Annotated in this window: 13 protein-coding genes; 5 read left to right on the top strand and 8 right to left on the bottom strand. The window is 69.8% G+C overall.

Going from position 1 to position 14,065, the window contains the following annotated elements; genetic code table 11:
- Nucleotides 1-38: 38 nt before the first annotated feature.
- Genes paaN through pdhA form a run of 4 tightly spaced genes read right to left on the bottom strand, consistent with a single transcriptional unit; the run spans nucleotide 39 to nucleotide 5,140 of the window.
- On the bottom strand, nucleotides 39-1,712 hold the full coding sequence (gene paaN, locus MZC64_RS27715) for a phenylacetic acid degradation protein PaaN (protein WP_247761825.1): 1,674 nt from the start codon (nucleotides 1,710-1,712) through the stop codon (nucleotides 39-41).
- 47 nt (nucleotides 1,713-1,759) lie between these two features.
- Nucleotides 1,760-3,031, bottom strand: coding sequence for a dihydrolipoamide acetyltransferase family protein (locus MZC64_RS27710; RefSeq protein ID WP_247761826.1), 1,272 nt, complete (start codon nucleotides 3,029-3,031; stop codon nucleotides 1,760-1,762).
- The gene (locus MZC64_RS27705) at nucleotides 3,028-4,038 is read right to left on the bottom strand and encodes an alpha-ketoacid dehydrogenase subunit beta (protein WP_247761827.1); all 1,011 of its coding nucleotides are present in this window, start codon (nucleotides 4,036-4,038) and stop codon (nucleotides 3,028-3,030) included. The genes MZC64_RS27710 and MZC64_RS27705 overlap by 4 nt, the downstream gene beginning before the upstream one ends.
- Nucleotide 4,039: 1 nt before the next feature.
- On the bottom strand, nucleotides 4,040-5,140 hold the full coding sequence (gene pdhA, locus MZC64_RS27700) for a pyruvate dehydrogenase (acetyl-transferring) E1 component subunit alpha (RefSeq protein WP_247761828.1): 1,101 nt from the start codon (nucleotides 5,138-5,140) through the stop codon (nucleotides 4,040-4,042).
- 171 nt (nucleotides 5,141-5,311) lie between these two features.
- On the opposite strand from pdhA, the gene MZC64_RS27695 reads away from it, so the two are divergent.
- From MZC64_RS27695 to MZC64_RS48835, 5 genes are all read left to right on the top strand, one after another.
- Entirely contained in the window at nucleotides 5,312-5,767 is a 456-nt protein-coding gene (locus MZC64_RS27695; protein WP_247761829.1) for an Lrp/AsnC family transcriptional regulator, read from the top strand.
- Between the two features lie 173 nt (nucleotides 5,768-5,940).
- The gene (locus MZC64_RS27690) at nucleotides 5,941-7,149 is read left to right on the top strand and encodes a S8 family peptidase (protein ID WP_247761830.1); all 1,209 of its coding nucleotides are present in this window, start codon (nucleotides 5,941-5,943) and stop codon (nucleotides 7,147-7,149) included.
- Between the two features lie 108 nt (nucleotides 7,150-7,257).
- On the top strand, nucleotides 7,258-8,148 hold the full coding sequence (locus tag MZC64_RS27685) for an aminoglycoside phosphotransferase family protein (RefSeq protein WP_308301079.1): 891 nt from the start codon (nucleotides 7,258-7,260) through the stop codon (nucleotides 8,146-8,148).
- 60 nt (nucleotides 8,149-8,208) lie between these two features.
- Nucleotides 8,209-8,460 carry a hypothetical protein gene (locus tag MZC64_RS27680; RefSeq protein WP_247761831.1) on the top strand — a complete coding sequence of 84 codons (252 nt, stop codon included), beginning with the start codon at nucleotides 8,209-8,211 and terminating at the stop codon, nucleotides 8,458-8,460.
- A complete protein-coding gene (locus tag MZC64_RS48835) occupies nucleotides 8,457-10,730 on the top strand; it encodes a tetratricopeptide repeat protein (protein WP_247761832.1) in 2,274 nt (757 codons plus the stop codon). Before MZC64_RS27680 ends, MZC64_RS48835 begins: the two co-directional genes overlap by 4 nt.
- Here the strand turns inward: MZC64_RS48835 and MZC64_RS27670 are convergent.
- From MZC64_RS27670 to MZC64_RS27655, 4 genes are read right to left on the bottom strand one after another with little or no spacing between them, the layout of a single operon-like run.
- Nucleotides 10,727-11,242, bottom strand: a complete 516-nt coding sequence (locus tag MZC64_RS27670; protein ID WP_247761833.1) for a GNAT family N-acetyltransferase — start codon at nucleotides 11,240-11,242, stop codon at nucleotides 10,727-10,729. The genes MZC64_RS48835 and MZC64_RS27670 overlap by 4 nt on opposite strands.
- Before the next feature lie 18 nt (nucleotides 11,243-11,260).
- Nucleotides 11,261-12,055 carry a citryl-CoA lyase gene (locus tag MZC64_RS27665; RefSeq protein ID WP_247761834.1) on the bottom strand — a complete coding sequence of 265 codons (795 nt, stop codon included), beginning with the start codon at nucleotides 12,053-12,055 and terminating at the stop codon, nucleotides 11,261-11,263.
- On the bottom strand, nucleotides 12,052-13,254 hold the full coding sequence (locus MZC64_RS27660) for a CaiB/BaiF CoA-transferase family protein (protein ID WP_247761835.1): 1,203 nt from the start codon (nucleotides 13,252-13,254) through the stop codon (nucleotides 12,052-12,054). Before MZC64_RS27660 ends, MZC64_RS27665 begins: the two co-directional genes overlap by 4 nt.
- Nucleotides 13,254-14,012: an IclR family transcriptional regulator gene (locus MZC64_RS27655; protein WP_247761836.1), complete on the bottom strand. Its 759-nt coding sequence runs from the start codon at nucleotides 14,010-14,012 to the stop codon at nucleotides 13,254-13,256. The genes MZC64_RS27660 and MZC64_RS27655 overlap by 1 nt, the downstream gene beginning before the upstream one ends.
- Between the last annotated feature and the right edge of the window lie 53 nt (nucleotides 14,013-14,065).

Genomic DNA, 14,065 nt, shown 5'->3' with positions numbered 1-14,065 from the left:
AGCGGGCGTACCAGTTGGCCCAAGTGGTGCGGGGTGGGTCAGGCCGGGATGTGCCTGCGGGACTGGACGATGTGGAAGCGCCCGGTGACATAGGCCGGGTCGGTCAGCGCCGCGGTGGCCGCCGGGTTGGCGCCGGTGCCGTGGAAGTCGCTGAAGGCCGCGCTCTGGTTGACGAACACGCCGCCGGTCAGGTTCTCCGACAGGTGCACGCCCGCGGTCAGCGCCGCTTCCCTGGCCGCGTCGATCACGGCCGCCTCGGTGGAGTAGACCGAGGCGGTCAGCGCGCCCTTGGCCTGCACCGAGCCGCGGAAGATGTCCAGGGAGTGCTCGGTGGAGTCGGTGCTGATCACGAACGAGATCGGGCCGAACCACTCGCGGGTGTAGGTTTCCTCGTCCTTGGCGTCCAGGCGCACCACCAGCGGGGTGCGGATGGTGGCGCCGGGGTGTTCCGGGTCCTCGACCGGGGTGGAGGCGTGTGCGACGGCGCCCACGTTCTCCGCGTCGGCCAGGCGCTGCTTGACGCCGTCGTTGACGATGGCGCCCAGGGTGCCGACGGCGCGGGCCGGGTCGCCGAGCAGCTTGTCCAGGGCCGCACCCAGGTCGGCGGCGAAGGCTTCCGGGGTGCGGTCGCCGACGTCGGTGCGCACGCCGCCCGCGGGGACCAGGATGTTCTGCGGGGTGGTGCACATCTGTCCACTGTAGAGGGACAGGGAGAAGGACAGGTTGCGCAGCAAGCCCTTGTAGTCGTCGGTGGAGTCGACCACGACGGTGTTCAGGCCGGCCTTCTCGGTGTAGACCACGGCCTGGCGGGCGTTGCCCTCCAGCCAGTCGCCGAACTCGGTGGAGCCGGTGAAGTCGACGATCCGGATGTCCGGGTGGACGGCCAGGTCCGCGGCGATCGGCTTGCCGGGGGCTTCCACGGCCAGGGTCACCAGGTTGGCGTCGAAGCCGGCCTCGGTGAGCACCTCGCGGGCGATGGAGACGGTCAGCGCCAGCGGCAGCACCGCGCCAGGGTGCGGCTTGACGATCACCGGGTTGCCGGTGACCAGGCTGGCGAACAGGCCGGGGTAGGTGTTCCAGGTCGGGAAGGTGTTGCAGGCGATGACCAGGGAGACCCCGCGCGGCACCGCGGTGAAGGTCTTGTCCATCACCAGCGGGTCGCCCTTGCGCTGCGGCTTGGCCCAGCGGGCGCTGCGCGGCTGGCGGGCCTGCTCGGCGTAGGCGTAGGCGATCGCCTCCAGGCCGCGGTCCTGGGCGTGCGGGCCACCGGCCTGGAAGGCCATCACAAACGCCTGGCCGGTGGTGTGCTGCACGGCGTGCGCGAACTCGAAGCTGCGCGCGTTGATCCGGTGCAGGACTTCCAGGGCCACCCCGGCGCGCACCGCGGGACCGGCGTCGCGCCAGGCGGTCATGCCTGCCTTGGCCGCCGCGATCAGCTCGGCCGGTTCGCTGCGCGGGTAGCGGATGCCCAGTTCCAGGCCGAACGGCGAGACCTCGGTGCCCACATGCTCGACGATGCCCGGCTGGTCGAGCGCGTAGTCCTTGCCCAGCAACGCCTGGAACGCGGCTTCACCGGCGGGGGCCGCGTCCTCGCCGTAGACCGACTTGCTGGGGGTCTCGGGGAACGGCGACCAGTACTCGCGGGCGTCGATCGCGGTGACCGCGTGGTCGAGCTGCTCGGCGTGCTTGGCGTGGAAGTCCTGGGCGGACATGCCCTCTCCTCGGATCGCGGGCGAACGGGTGGTCAACAGCCGGATGATCACAGACGAGCCAACAGGCCGAGTGGCGACTCGACGGCGTCGGCTACGAAGCGGAGGAAACCACCGGCCACTCCACCGTCGCACACCCGGTGGTCGAAGGTGAAGGACAACTGGGTGATCTTTCGGACCGCCAGCTGGCCGTCCACCGCCCAGGGCCGGTCGATGATCCGGCCGATGCCGAGCATGGCCGCCTCGGGGTGGTTGATGATCGGGGTGGAGCCGTCCACGCCGAACACCCCGTAGTTGTTGAGGGTGAAGGTGCCGCCGGTGAGATCGGCCGGTTCCAGGGTGCCGGTGCGGGCGCGTTCGGTGAGCGCGGCCATCGCGGCGGCCAGTTCGGCGGTGCTCAGGCGGTCGGCGTTGCGCACCACCGGGACTACCAGGCCGCGGTCGGTCTGGGCGGCGAAGCCGAGGTTGATGTGTGGCCAGCGCAGGATTTCCCGGGCCGGACCGTCCACAGAGGAATTCAGTTCCGGGTAACGCTTGAGTCCGGCCACGCAGATCCGGCCGAACAGGGCCAGCAGGCTGATCTTCTGCTCGGGGCAGGCCGCCTGCACCGCTTTCTTGGCTTCCAGCAAGGCGGTGGCGTCGGCGTCCACCCAGGTGGTGGCGTCCGGGATCTCGGTGCGGCTGCGGCTGAGTTTGTCCGCGACCGCCCGGCGCAGCCCGCGCAGCGGAATCCGTTCCGGCCCACCGGCATCGGGCAGGGTGACCGCGGCTGGCGCGTTGCTGGCCGCGGCGATGGCGGCCTCGACGTCCTTGCGCAGCACGATCCCGGCGGGTCCGCTGGGGGTGATCGCGGTGAGGTCGATGTCGTGTTGTTTGGCCAGACCGCGGACCAGTGGGTTGATCACCCGGGGAGCCAGCGCGGGTTCGGGTGCGGGCACGGCGGCGACCAGGGCGGGCTGACGGCGGCGGCGACGCCGGGATCCGTTGTCCTCCTTGGTGCCGTAGCCGATCAGCACGTTGCCGGAGCCTTCGGGTTCCTTGGTTCCGGCGCGTTCTTCGGTGCGGTAGGTCTCGTGTGCGCCCTCGGCGGAGACGGTGATCAGCGGTTTACCGACCTCCAGCACCGCACCGGACTCGCCGTGCAGCGTCAACACGGTGCCGGCGAAGGGAATCGGCACCTCGACCGCGGCCTTGGCGGTCTCCACCTCGACCACGACCTGGTCCACGGTCACCGTGTCCCCCACGGCGACCCGCCAGCTCACCACCTCCGCCTCGGTCAGTCCTTCACCGAGGTCGGGAAGCCGGAACACCTGCTCGGTCACGCGACCACCTCGGCGACGTAGCGCAGGTCCGGCTTGTCGTCGCGCTGCAACCGGTCCAGGGTGTCCAGGATCCGGTCCACGCCAGGCAGGTGCGCGTGTTCCAGCATGGGCGGCGGGTAGGGGATGTCGAAGCCGCTGACCCGCAGCACGGGCGCGTGCAGGGAGTGGAAGCAGCGTTCCTGCACCCGGGCGGCGATTTCCGCGCCGACGCCGGCGAAGCCCTGGGCCTCCTGCACGACCACGCAGCGGCCGGTGCGGCGGACCGAGGCGGCCACTGTCTCGTCGTCGAAGGGCACGATGCTGCGCAGGTCCACGACCTCGACGTCCCAGCCCTCTTCCGTGGCGGCCTCGGCGGCCTGCAGCGCGACCGGGGTGGACGGGCCGTAGGCGACGAGGGTGACGTCCTTGCCACGCCTGCGGATCGCGGCCCGGCCGAACGGCTCGCCGCGGGTGAGTTCGACGTCGGCCTTGGCCCAGTACAGCTTCTTGGGCTCCAGGAAGATCACCGGGTCGGGGTCGTCGATGGCCGCGCGCAGCAGCGAGTAGGCGTCCTCGACGGTGGCCGGGGTGACCACCTTGAGGCCGGGGGTGTGCGCGTAGTAGGCCTCGCTGGAGTCGCAGTGGTGTTCCACGCCGCCGATGCCACCGGCATAGGGCACCCGGATGACCATCGGCAGGGACAGCGCGCCGCGGGTGCGGTTGCGCAGTTTGGCCACGTGCGAGGCGATCTGCTCGAAGGCGGGGTAGGCGAAGGCGTCGAACTGCATTTCCACCACGGGTTTCATCCCACCCATGGCCATGCCCACGGCCAGCCCAACGATCCCGGCCTCTGCTAGGGGGGTGTCGAAGCAGCGGTCCTCGCCGAGGTCGCGGGTGATGCCGTCGGTGATCCGGAAGACGCCGCCGAGCGCGCCGACGTCCTCCCCGAAGACCACGACCCGCTCGTCTTCCTTGATGGCATCGCGTAACGCCTGGTTCAGCGCCTGGGCCATGGACAGGTTCGGCATCTCAGCGCTCCTCGGCGTCGAGTTCGGCGGCCAGCATCTCCTGCTGTTCGCGGAGCTGGCTGGTGGGTTCGGCGAAGACGTGCGCGAACAACTCCATCGGCGCGACCGTCGGTTCGGCGTTCATCCGGGTGCGCAGGTCGGCGGCCTTGGCTTCGGCCTCGGCGGTCCAGGCCGCGATGTCCTCTTCGGACAGTGCGCCGAGGTCGCGGAGGTGTTTTTCCAGCCGGGCCATGGGATCCCGGCCAAGCCAGCGCTGGACTTCCTCGTCCTCGCGGTACCGGGTGGCGTCGTCGGCGTTGGTGTGCGCCTCCATCCGGTAGGTGTGCGCCTCGATCAGGAAGGGCCCGTTGCCGGAGCGGGCGTGTTCGACGGCGGCCTGGAGCACGGCGAGCATGGCCACCGGATCGTTGCCGTCGACCTGTTCGGAGCGCACGCCGTAGCCGATGCCCTTGTAGGACAACGCGGGCGCGGCGCTCTGCTTGGACAGCGGCACCGAGATGGCGTAGCCGTTGCTCTGCACCAGGAAGATCACCGGGGCGTTGAACACGGCGGCGAAGTTGAGGGCTTCGTGGAAGTCGCCCTCGCTGGTGGCGCCGTCGCCGATGAAGGCGAGCACCACGGTGTCCCGGCCCTGCCGCTTTTCCGCGAAGGCCAGTCCGGTGGCGTGCAGGGTCTGGGTGGCCAGGGGGGTGCACTGGGGTGCGGTGCGTACGGCCTTGGGGTCGTAGCCGCAGTGCCAGTCGCCGCGCAGCAGGGTGAGCACTTCGACCGGGTCCAGGCCGCGAGCGACCAGGGCCATGGACTCTCGGTAGGTGGGGAAGACCCAGTCGGTGTCGCGCAGGGCGAGCACGGCGCCGATCTGGCAGGCCTCCTGGCCGCGGCTGGAGGGGTATACGGCGAGGCGGCCCTGTTTGGTCAGCGCGGTGGCCTGGGTGTCGAACCGGCGGCCGATGATCATGCGCCGGTATGCCTCGCGGAGCAGGGCCACGGGCGGTGCGGCGTAGCCGGCCTGGAAATCGGCCGGGCTGCCGTCCTCGGCGAGGAACCGGACCGGGGTCACGGAGGGCAGCAGCGCGTCAGGGCGCGCGGGAGCTTCGGTCACGGCGAACCTCCTAGTCGGACGTCCCTGTCTGACAGGCGTCCTCAAATGGTTGCCCCGTACGGGTGGCTGGCTCAAGATGTGCCAGAAACAGCAGACGAACGGCTTCCCTGAAACGTGAAAGGCGGCAATATGTCCATCGACAGCGGTGCCGTTGGCTCAGCGGGCGGACAGATGGCCACCTCTCTGGATGAGGTGGACCGCTCGATCCTGAGAGTGCTGGCCAAGGACGGCCGGATCTCGATCAGAACCCTGGCCGAGCGGCTGCACATCTCGCGCACCAACGCCTACGCCAGAATCGACCGCTTGGTAGGCGACAAGGTGATCACCGGGTTCGGCGCCCGGATCGATCCGGCGCGGGCCGGCCTGGGCACCACCGCGATGGTGGTGGTGACCATCGAGCAGGCGTCATGGCGCGAGGTGTCCGAGCAGTTGCGCTCGATTCAGTACGTGGAACACCTGACCATGGTCGGTGGCGACTTCGACGTGCTCGTGCTAGTGCGCGCCCCGGACAACCAGGCCCTCCGGGAGATCGTGCTGGAGCGGATTCAGGAAGTGCTCGGCGTGCGTTCAACACGGACCTGGCTGGTGTTCGACGAGGTCACGGGCACGCACCCGGGCCTGAGCTAGCCAAAGTGTGACTAAAAAGTTAAGGCAAACCTGTAACGGCACCTACTAACGAACTCTTGCTTACTCCGTTCGGGTCAACCATGCTGCGTCTAGTGGCTGCGAGTAACCGCCCCTGACATGCAGCCACAACTCCGTGTGGTGAGGGCTACACGGCGGAGTGAACGGAGTAACAGATGGCACGAGACCGACGCAGGGCCGCACTGGGCGCCGGGCTGATCGCCGGCACCTCCCTGCTCGCCCTGGTCGCTTCGGCGCTGCCCGGCCTCGCCGCGCCCGCTGAAGGTCAGATCCTCAACGCCGGCACCGCCAACGCGGTCGCGGGCAGCTACATCGTCACGCTGAAGGATGGCGCTGCCGGTGCGCAGGACCTGGCCTCCCGGTTCGGCGGCAAGGTCACCGCGACCTACGACAAGACCCTCAACGGCTTCGCCGTCTCGCTGAGCGAGCAGCAGGCCAAGCGGCTGGCCGCGGACTCCCGCGTGGCCTCCGTGGAGCAGGACGGCGTGGTCAGCCTCGCCGGCGAACAGCTCAACCCCGAGTGGGGCCTGGACCGGCTTGACCAGCAGTCCCTGCCGCTGGACAAGAAGTTCACCTACGGCAACGAGGGCGCGGGCGTGACCGCCTACATCCTCGACACCGGGGTGCGCATGACGCACCAGGAGTTCGGTGGCCGGGCCAAGAGCGGCTACGACTTCATCGACAACGACGCCGACGCCAGCGACTGCCAGGGTCACGGAACGCACGTGGCGGGCACCGTGGGCGGCACCAAGTACGGCGTGGCGAAGAAGGCGGACCTGGTCGGGGTGCGCGTGCTCAACTGCCAGGGCTCCGGTCAGTGGTCGCAGATCATCGCGGGCATCGACTGGGTCGCGAAGAACGCCAAGAAGCCGGCCGTGGCCAACATGAGCCTCGGCGGCACCGGCAGCAACGCGGCCATGGAGAACGCGGTCAAGAAGGCGGTCGCCGCGGGCGTCACCTTCGCGATCGCCGGTGGCAACTCCGGCGCCGATGCCTGCAACTTCACCCCGGCCCGGGTGCCGGAGGCGATCACCGTGGGCGCCACCCAGCAGAACGACGCCCGCGCGGTGTGGCAGGGCGCCTCGGTCGCCTCGAACTGGGGCAAGTGCCTGGACATCTTCGCCCCCGGCACCGCGACCGTGTCCGCGATCCACACCAACGACACGGGCACGTCCACCAAGAGCGGCACCAGCATGGCCACCCCGCACGTCGCGGGCGCGGTCGCGCTGTACCTCTCGGTGAACCAGCAGGCGACGCCGCAGCAGGTCCGCGACGCGCTGGTGAACAACGCGGTGAGCGACAAGCTGACCGACATCAAGACCGGTTCGCCGAACAAGCTGCTCAACGTCAGCTTCATCAAGTAAGGCAAGTGCGCTGACCGGCCGGGGCCGGGTGCGCGGGGCCCTCCCCCGCCACCCGGCCCCGGTTTTATTCAGCGGCGCGTTCCGGCCCCGGCGGCCAGGATGTCCGCTGTGGTCACCAAGATGCACGCCGACGAGGTCGAACTGGACGTCGCCAGGGTCCGGGGCCTGCTCGCCGAGCAGTTCCCGCACTGGGCCGACCTTCCGTTGTCCCGCCTCGCCTCGGCGGGCACCGACAACGCGATGTTCCGTCTGGGCGCGGACATGGTGGTCCGGCTGCCCCGGATCGCCGGCAGCGCCGACCAGGTCGCCTTCGAACAACGCTGGCTCCCCCGCCTGGCCCCCGAACTCCCGGTCCCGGTGCCTGTACCGCTGGGCCACGGCGTGCCCGGCGCCGGATTCCCTTGGCACTGGTCGGTTTTCCGCTGGCTCGACGGCGCGAACCCCGCTGTCGACCACCTCGACTCGCCCGCCCGACTGGCCACCGACCTGGCCGGGTTCATCACCGCCCTGCACCGGATCGAACCGGACGGCCCGCCCTGCTCCCGCGGCCGCGCACTGTCCACAAGGGACGAACCAACCAGGCACGCACTGTCCCAGTTGGACGCGGAGATCGACGTGCCCGCGGCAACCGCGTTGTGGGATCAGGCATTGCGGGCCCCGGAGTGGTCCGGCGCACCGGTGTGGCTGCACAGCGACCTCTCCCCCGGCAACGTCCTGCTCGACCGGGGACGGCTCAGTGGCGTAATCGACTTCGGCGTCGCGGGCACCGGGGATCCGGCGGTGGACCTGATCCCGGCGTGGAACCTGTTGCCCGCGAGCGCTCGGGAGGAATTCCGGGCGGCTACGGGGGTGGACGCGGCGACCTGGGCACGTGGGCGGGGGTGGGCGTTGTCGATCTCGCTGATCCAGCTGCCGTATTACCTGCACACCAACCCGGTGCTGGTGGCCAGCTCCCGGCACGTGATCCGGGAGATCCTGACGGAGGCTGCGATAGAGTAACAAGCCGTAACGCTGAGTGGCCGCCGGTGGACGTTCCTGCCGAGGCAGGAAGGAGGCGGCATGCGCCAATGGCTGTCTGCCCTGGTCACCGCCCTGGTGACCACCGGCGTGGGCATCAGCGTCAACGTGGCCACCGACCTGGGATCGAACTGGTGGGCCTGGGCCGCGGTCGGCGGCTGCACCCTGGCCGCCGCCGGAGTGGCCTGGTGGACCCAGCGGCCCGCGCCCGCCGGCGGCGGCCAGACCGCGATCGCGTCGGACCACGCCACCATCCAGCAGGCCGGGCGCGACATCATCCAGGGGCCGCGGTGACCGACCGGCAGTTCGCGATCGGGTCCGGCCACGCCCGGATCCAGCAAGCCGGGCGCGACATCGTCAACCACTATGTCTCCGGCGAGGAGCCACCACGGATCAGTCCGCCGCGCCGGGTCAGTGCGGCAGCCAGGATGCTGTTCGGCGCCCACCCGCCGGTGCCGCTGGGACGGCCGACGACCTGGTTGCGGCCGGACGCGGACATCGTGCCGGTGCAGCCGCGGCCGGAGGTGGACGAGTTGCGGCGGTGGTGCGTTTCGCCGGGGCGGTCGCGGTTGCGGCTGGTGTGTGGGCGGGGTGGGCAGGGTAAGACGCAGTTGGGGCGGCAGCTCACCGGGCAGTTGCGGAAGCTGGGGTGGCTGGCGGGGTTTCTGGACGCGGCTCAGGGGTGGCCGGAGATCGAGGCGGCGCTGGGCAGCAAGCTGGTGCAGCGCAAGGACACCTTGCTGGTGGTGGATTACGCGGAGAACCAGGCGCTGACGTTGAACCGGTTGGCGGACCTGGTTCGGCGGTCGCCGCGGGTGCGGGTGTTGTTGCTGGCCCGGCATGAGGGTGGGTGGTGGCGGGATCTGGTGGATGAGCCCGCTTGGTCTGGGTTGGTGGATCCGGTTGCGTTGCCGTTGGGGTCGTTGACTGATCAGTTGCCGCCGGATCGGGTTCGCGCTGTGCATGGTGATGCGGCGCGGTGTTATTCGGATCGACTGGGTCGTCCGGTGCCTGAGTTGTCCTGGCAGGAGCGGCGGTGTACGACGACCCTGGATCTGTACGCCGATGCGTTGCTTCAGGTGCTGGATGCTGAGTCGCCGGTGCGGAGCGGGGTGCCGGATGATCCGGTGTCGGATGTTCTTGCGCACGAACGGCGACATGTGCGGCAGGCACTGCGGGCCGAGGGTGTTCCGGTGTCTGCGGCTGATCTTGACTGGATGTTGCTCGCGCCTTACCTGGTTCCGGCGGGCACCTTGGCTGAGGCAGTGACGGCGTTGGAGTCGTTGCCGTTGCAGGAGAAGGGTGCTCTCGCGAAGGCTGCCCGGGTGCTGGGTGGGTTGTATCCGGATGAGGCAGGTGGGGTGTGGGCGCCGCCTCGGCCGGACCGGTTGGCGGACACGCATGTGCTGGCGGTGGCCGCGGGCTCGGTGTCCGACGGGGATTGGGTCGAGGCCGCGGTTGCCTTGTGCGGCAACGATGGGCGGCCGGTTCGGTTGCTGCTGCGTTGTCTGTCCACGCCGCGGGCCGATCCGGTTGGGCTTCGTCGGGTCGAGCAGGCGGTGGGCGAGCTGGTGGTCCGGCAGCCGAGGACTTGTTTGCTGCCGGTGATCCTGGCCGAACCACGACGGTTCGAAGCGGAGATCCTCCAGGTACTGCGACCGGATAGTCCTGACTCTCAGCTCGGCCATGACAGCCTCCAAGCAATAGATCTCGTCTTGGGGAACCTGATCCCATCCGTTGCCTGGGCAAAGATCGCAATGGTCATCTCGGCTCGGCTAGTAGCGGAGACAACACCCACAGAGGATGCGAGCGATGCGGAGTACTTCCAGTACGCACTCAAACTGAGCACCCTCGGCGGCAGGCAGGGCCTCGTTGGGCTACATCGGCAGGCATTGGCCGTCAGCGAGCAGGCGGTAGCAATCCTGCGTCAGCTCGCGGATACCAACCACGGCTGCTACCTGCCAGCACTGGCGACCGCGTTGGGCAACCTGAGTGTCGGTCTGGCGACGGCCGAGCGACTGACCGAGGCACTGGTGGCAAGTGCCGACAAAGTCCGGATCTGGCAAACGCTGGCCGAGGAAAATCCCGACAGGTTCCTGCCCGAGTTCGCCTCTTCCCTGGACGGCCTTGGCCTCATTCACTTGCAGGCGGACAACATCGAAGAGTCGCTTGCCAGCGCAGAAGAGGCCGTCTCGATACACCGCAAGCTGGTGAGCAATGATTCTGCTCATCTCCCTGGCCTCGCCCGAGGGCTGAATTTCCTTGCTCCCTGTCTGGTCACGGCTGGCCGAGCAGCGGACGCCCTGGCAGCAACCACAGAGGCCGTCGAGTTGTACTGGAGACTCGCAGCGGACAACGACGCCTACCTACCCGAATTGGCCAGCTCGTTGCTCGGCTTTACCCTGGCCAGGACCACCATCGCCCACGACCTGCCTGCGGCGCTGATCGCAGCCACCGAAATGGTTGATCTCTACCAGCAGTTGGCCGAGCAACTCCCGCAGCGGTTTGCCGGTGATCTAGAGACGGCAAACCGGATCCTGGCTCTCGTCCGCAACCAGCTCTAGTCCGCCTGGTGGGTCCAGATCTCCAGGAACACGACCTTGCCGTCCCGCTCCAACCGCTCCGGCTCCCCCGCCGCGAGCTGATACCCCGCCGACCGAGCAACCCCCTTGCTCGGATCATTCGTCGTGTTGATCCGGAGCCGGATTTCGTCCAGCCCAAGCACATCGTGCCCAAACTCCGTCAGCAGCCGGGTAGTCCGCACCGCCAGCCCCTGCCCCCGATGCGCGGGCCCCACCACATACCCCGCCTCAGCCCGGGTCGGCGCCAGAAAAGCCAGTCCCAGCGCGGTCTTGCCGTCCGTGGTGATCGCCAGGTGCAGACGATTGTCCTCGGCACGGGTGCGGCGGATCATCGCCAGGTAGTCGGCGGGGTCGAAGGGGCTGGGGATGGGGGTGTTCGCGTGGATCTCGGGGTGGTCGAGGAGTTCGGTCATCGTTTCCAGGTCGGCGTCGTCCCATTCGCGGAGTACCAGGCCGTGGCCGGTGAGGGTGAGGGGCCAGGCCAAGGGGTCCACGGGCTGCTCCTGTCGGGATCAGGGTCGGTCAAGATCACGGTACGGCTTGCCGTGGTAACCGGCCAACAAGGTTTTGGGCAGGGGGCCCTTGATGCGGGCACCGCCCTCTTTTTCCTCCCAGGCGTGGGCCAGGATGCCGACGCTGCGGGAGAGCAGGAACAGGCCGCGGGCGAGTTCGGCGGGGAAGCCGAGTTCGGCGTAGATGATGGCGGTGGCGCCGTCGATGTTCATCGGGATCGGCTTGGATCGGCCTGCGGCCAGGGCTTTTTCCAGGGCCAGGCCGGCGGCTAGGGCGTTGCCGGGGACCTCGCCCTCATCGACTGCGGCCTGGACCTGGGCGAGCAGCGGGTCGCGGCGGGGGTCGTGCGGGTGGAAGCGGTGGCCGAAGCCGGGGACGTGTTTTCCGGCTGCACGGTGCAGGGCGATCAGGTCGGCCGGGGTCTCGCCGGCGATGATGCGGTGCAGGAGGTGGACGCATTGCTGGCCCGCGCCGCCGTGCACGTCGCCGAGCAGGCCGACACCGGTGGCCACCGCGGAGTTCAGGCCGACGCCGCAGGTGGCGGCCATCCGGGCGGCGGCGATGGAGGGGGCTTGCGGGCCGTGGTCGACGGCGGCGACCAGGGCCGCTTCCAGCAAACGGGACTGGGCGGGGGTGGGCAGGTCGCCGCGCAGCATCAGCCAGATCTGGTCGATGAAGGTGATCTGGCCGATGAGTTGTTCGACCGGGTAGCCGCGGAGCAGGATCTCGCCGGGGCGGATCCGGGTGATCGCGGTGGACCACCAGTCGGTGACCGGGCTGGGTTCGCCGCTCATACCGCGCCTCGCTCTCGCAACCGGTCGATCTCCTCGGGCGGATAACCCAGTTCCGCCAGCACTTCCCGGGTGTGCTCACCCAGCAGCGGTGGCGGTGACGCGGGGCGGGCGGACTCGCCGTCGACCCGGACCGGGCTGCCCAGCACGTCCAGCGCGCGGTCCCGGCCGTCCGGGAATGGCAGCCGGTGCACGAACTCGCGGGCCGCGAGTTGTTCCAGGCCAAGGGCATCCGGCACGGACAGCACCCGGGCGGCGGGCACGCCGGCGTCGGAGAGGATCTCCTCCCACTCCTTGGCGGTGCGCTGGGCGAGGGCCGGTTCGAGTTCGGCGCGGAGTTGCTCGCGGTGGGTCTTGCGGTCCACCGGGTGGGTGAAACGGTTGTCACTCAATAGATCCTCCCGACCGAGCAGTCGGGACAGGGTGGCGAACTGTTGCTGGCGGTTGGCGGCGATGTTGAGGTGGCCGTCGGCGGTGGCGAAGGTGCCGGAGGGGGCGGCGGTGAAGTTCTCGTTGCCGATCGGCTCCGGATCGTGGCCGGTGATCAGGTAGTTGGAGGTGACCCAGCCCATCGCGGTGAGCGCGGCCTCCAGCATGGACACGTCCAGGAACGCGCCCTCGCCGGTGCGTTCCCGGCGCAGCAGCGCGGCGGTGACCGCGTAGGCGGCGACCAGGCCGCCGAGGGTGTCGGCCACCGGGAATCCGGCGCGCAGCGGGGTGATCTCGGGGGTGCCGGTCACGCTCATCATCCCGCTGAGGCCCTGCACGATCTGGTCGTAGGCGGGCCGGGAACGCATCGGCCCGGTCTGGCCGAAGCCGGAGATCGCGCAGTAGACCAGGCCGGGATTGGCTGCCCGCAACACATCCCAGCCCAGGCCGAGCCGATCCATCACCCCTGGCCGGTAGTTCTCCACCAGCACATCGGCCTCGGTCACCGCGCGCAGCAGCGCCGCCCGGCCGTCGGGGTCCTTGAGGTTGATCGTCAGCGACCGCTTGCCCGCGTTCTGCGCCAGGAAGGACGCGCCAAGCAGATCATCGGACAGGCCGCGGTCCGCGCCGAGCTGGCGGGCCAGGTCGCCGGTGCCGGGCACCTCGACCTTGACCACATCCGCGCCCTGCAAGGCCAGCTGGTAGCAGGCGAACGGGCCGGCCAGCACCGTGGTCAGGTCCAGCACCCGCACCCCGGCCAGCAACGCGGCCATCAGCTCACCCCGCCGATGCAGTCCAGCGCGGTCAGCTTCCGGGCCGAATCCACCAGCAGGGCGCCGAATCCGGCCACCGCGGTCTCGGTGAACCGCGCGGTCGGGCCGCCCAGCGCGAGCGCGGCCAGCACCTGACCGTCCCGGCCGAACACCGGCGCGGCCACCCCGGACACGCCTTCCTCACGTTCGCCATGGCTCACCGACCACCCGGTCAGCGCGGCCGCGCGGGCCCGTTCGGCCAGGGTCTGCGCCCAGTTCTCGTGCGGGGCCTGCCGCGCGATCGCGGCGATATCGGGCTGCTCCGCCCTGGACAGCAGCACGTGGCTGGCCGCACCGGACCACAGCGGCATCTCGGCGCCGACCCGGACCACGTGCCGCAGCGTGCGGGTGCCCTCCTGCCTCGCGATGCACACCCTGGCCCGCTGCTGCCGCACGTACAGGTGCACTGCCTCGCCGCCGCTGGCCTGGCTCAGCTCGGCCAGCAGGGCCAGTGCCGCCTCGGGCAGCTGCCAGGTGGAGCGGGCCAGTTCGGCCCAGCGCAGCAACGCCGGACCCGGCACGGTGCGCCCGTCACCGCGGCTCCACAGCAGCCCGCACTGCTCCAGGGTGTGCACCAGCCGGACCACGGTCGTCTTGGCCAGACCGGTGGCGTCGGTCAGCTCGCGCACGGTGCGGCTGGGGTGCTCGGCGTCGTAGAGCGCGAGCAGTTCCACCGCCCGTTGCACGCTGCGCACCCCGGACGACTCGGATTCGGACACAACTCCCCCTTGCCTGGGACTGGACGGGTCCATAACATCACCGAACCACTCAG

The sequence above is a fragment of the Crossiella sp. S99.2 genome (assembly GCF_023094165.1).
GTDB lineage: Bacteria > Actinomycetota > Actinomycetes > Mycobacteriales > Pseudonocardiaceae > Crossiella.
Note: the sequence above shows the minus strand (reverse complement) of the source record. Positions and strands in the feature narration are given on the sequence as shown.

Excerpts from the sequence above, each read along its gene's own strand:
- paaN (WP_247761825.1), bottom strand. The coding sequence starts at position 1,712 with ATGTCCGCCCAGGACTTCCACGCCAAGCACGCCGAGCAGCTCGACCAC.
- MZC64_RS27705 (WP_247761827.1), bottom strand. The coding sequence starts at position 4,038 with ATGCCGAACCTGTCCATGGCCCAGGCGCTGAACCAGGCGTTACGCGAT.
- MZC64_RS27695 (WP_247761829.1), top strand. The coding sequence starts at position 5,312 with ATGGCCACCTCTCTGGATGAGGTGGACCGCTCGATCCTGAGAGTGCTG.
- MZC64_RS27690 (WP_247761830.1), top strand. The coding sequence starts at position 5,941 with ATGGCACGAGACCGACGCAGGGCCGCACTGGGCGCCGGGCTGATCGCC.
- MZC64_RS27680 (WP_247761831.1), top strand. The coding sequence starts at position 8,209 with ATGCGCCAATGGCTGTCTGCCCTGGTCACCGCCCTGGTGACCACCGGC.
- MZC64_RS27665 (WP_247761834.1), bottom strand. The coding sequence starts at position 12,055 with ATGAGCGGCGAACCCAGCCCGGTCACCGACTGGTGGTCCACCGCGATC.
- MZC64_RS27660 (WP_247761835.1), bottom strand. The coding sequence starts at position 13,254 with ATGGCCGCGTTGCTGGCCGGGGTGCGGGTGCTGGACCTGACCACGGTG.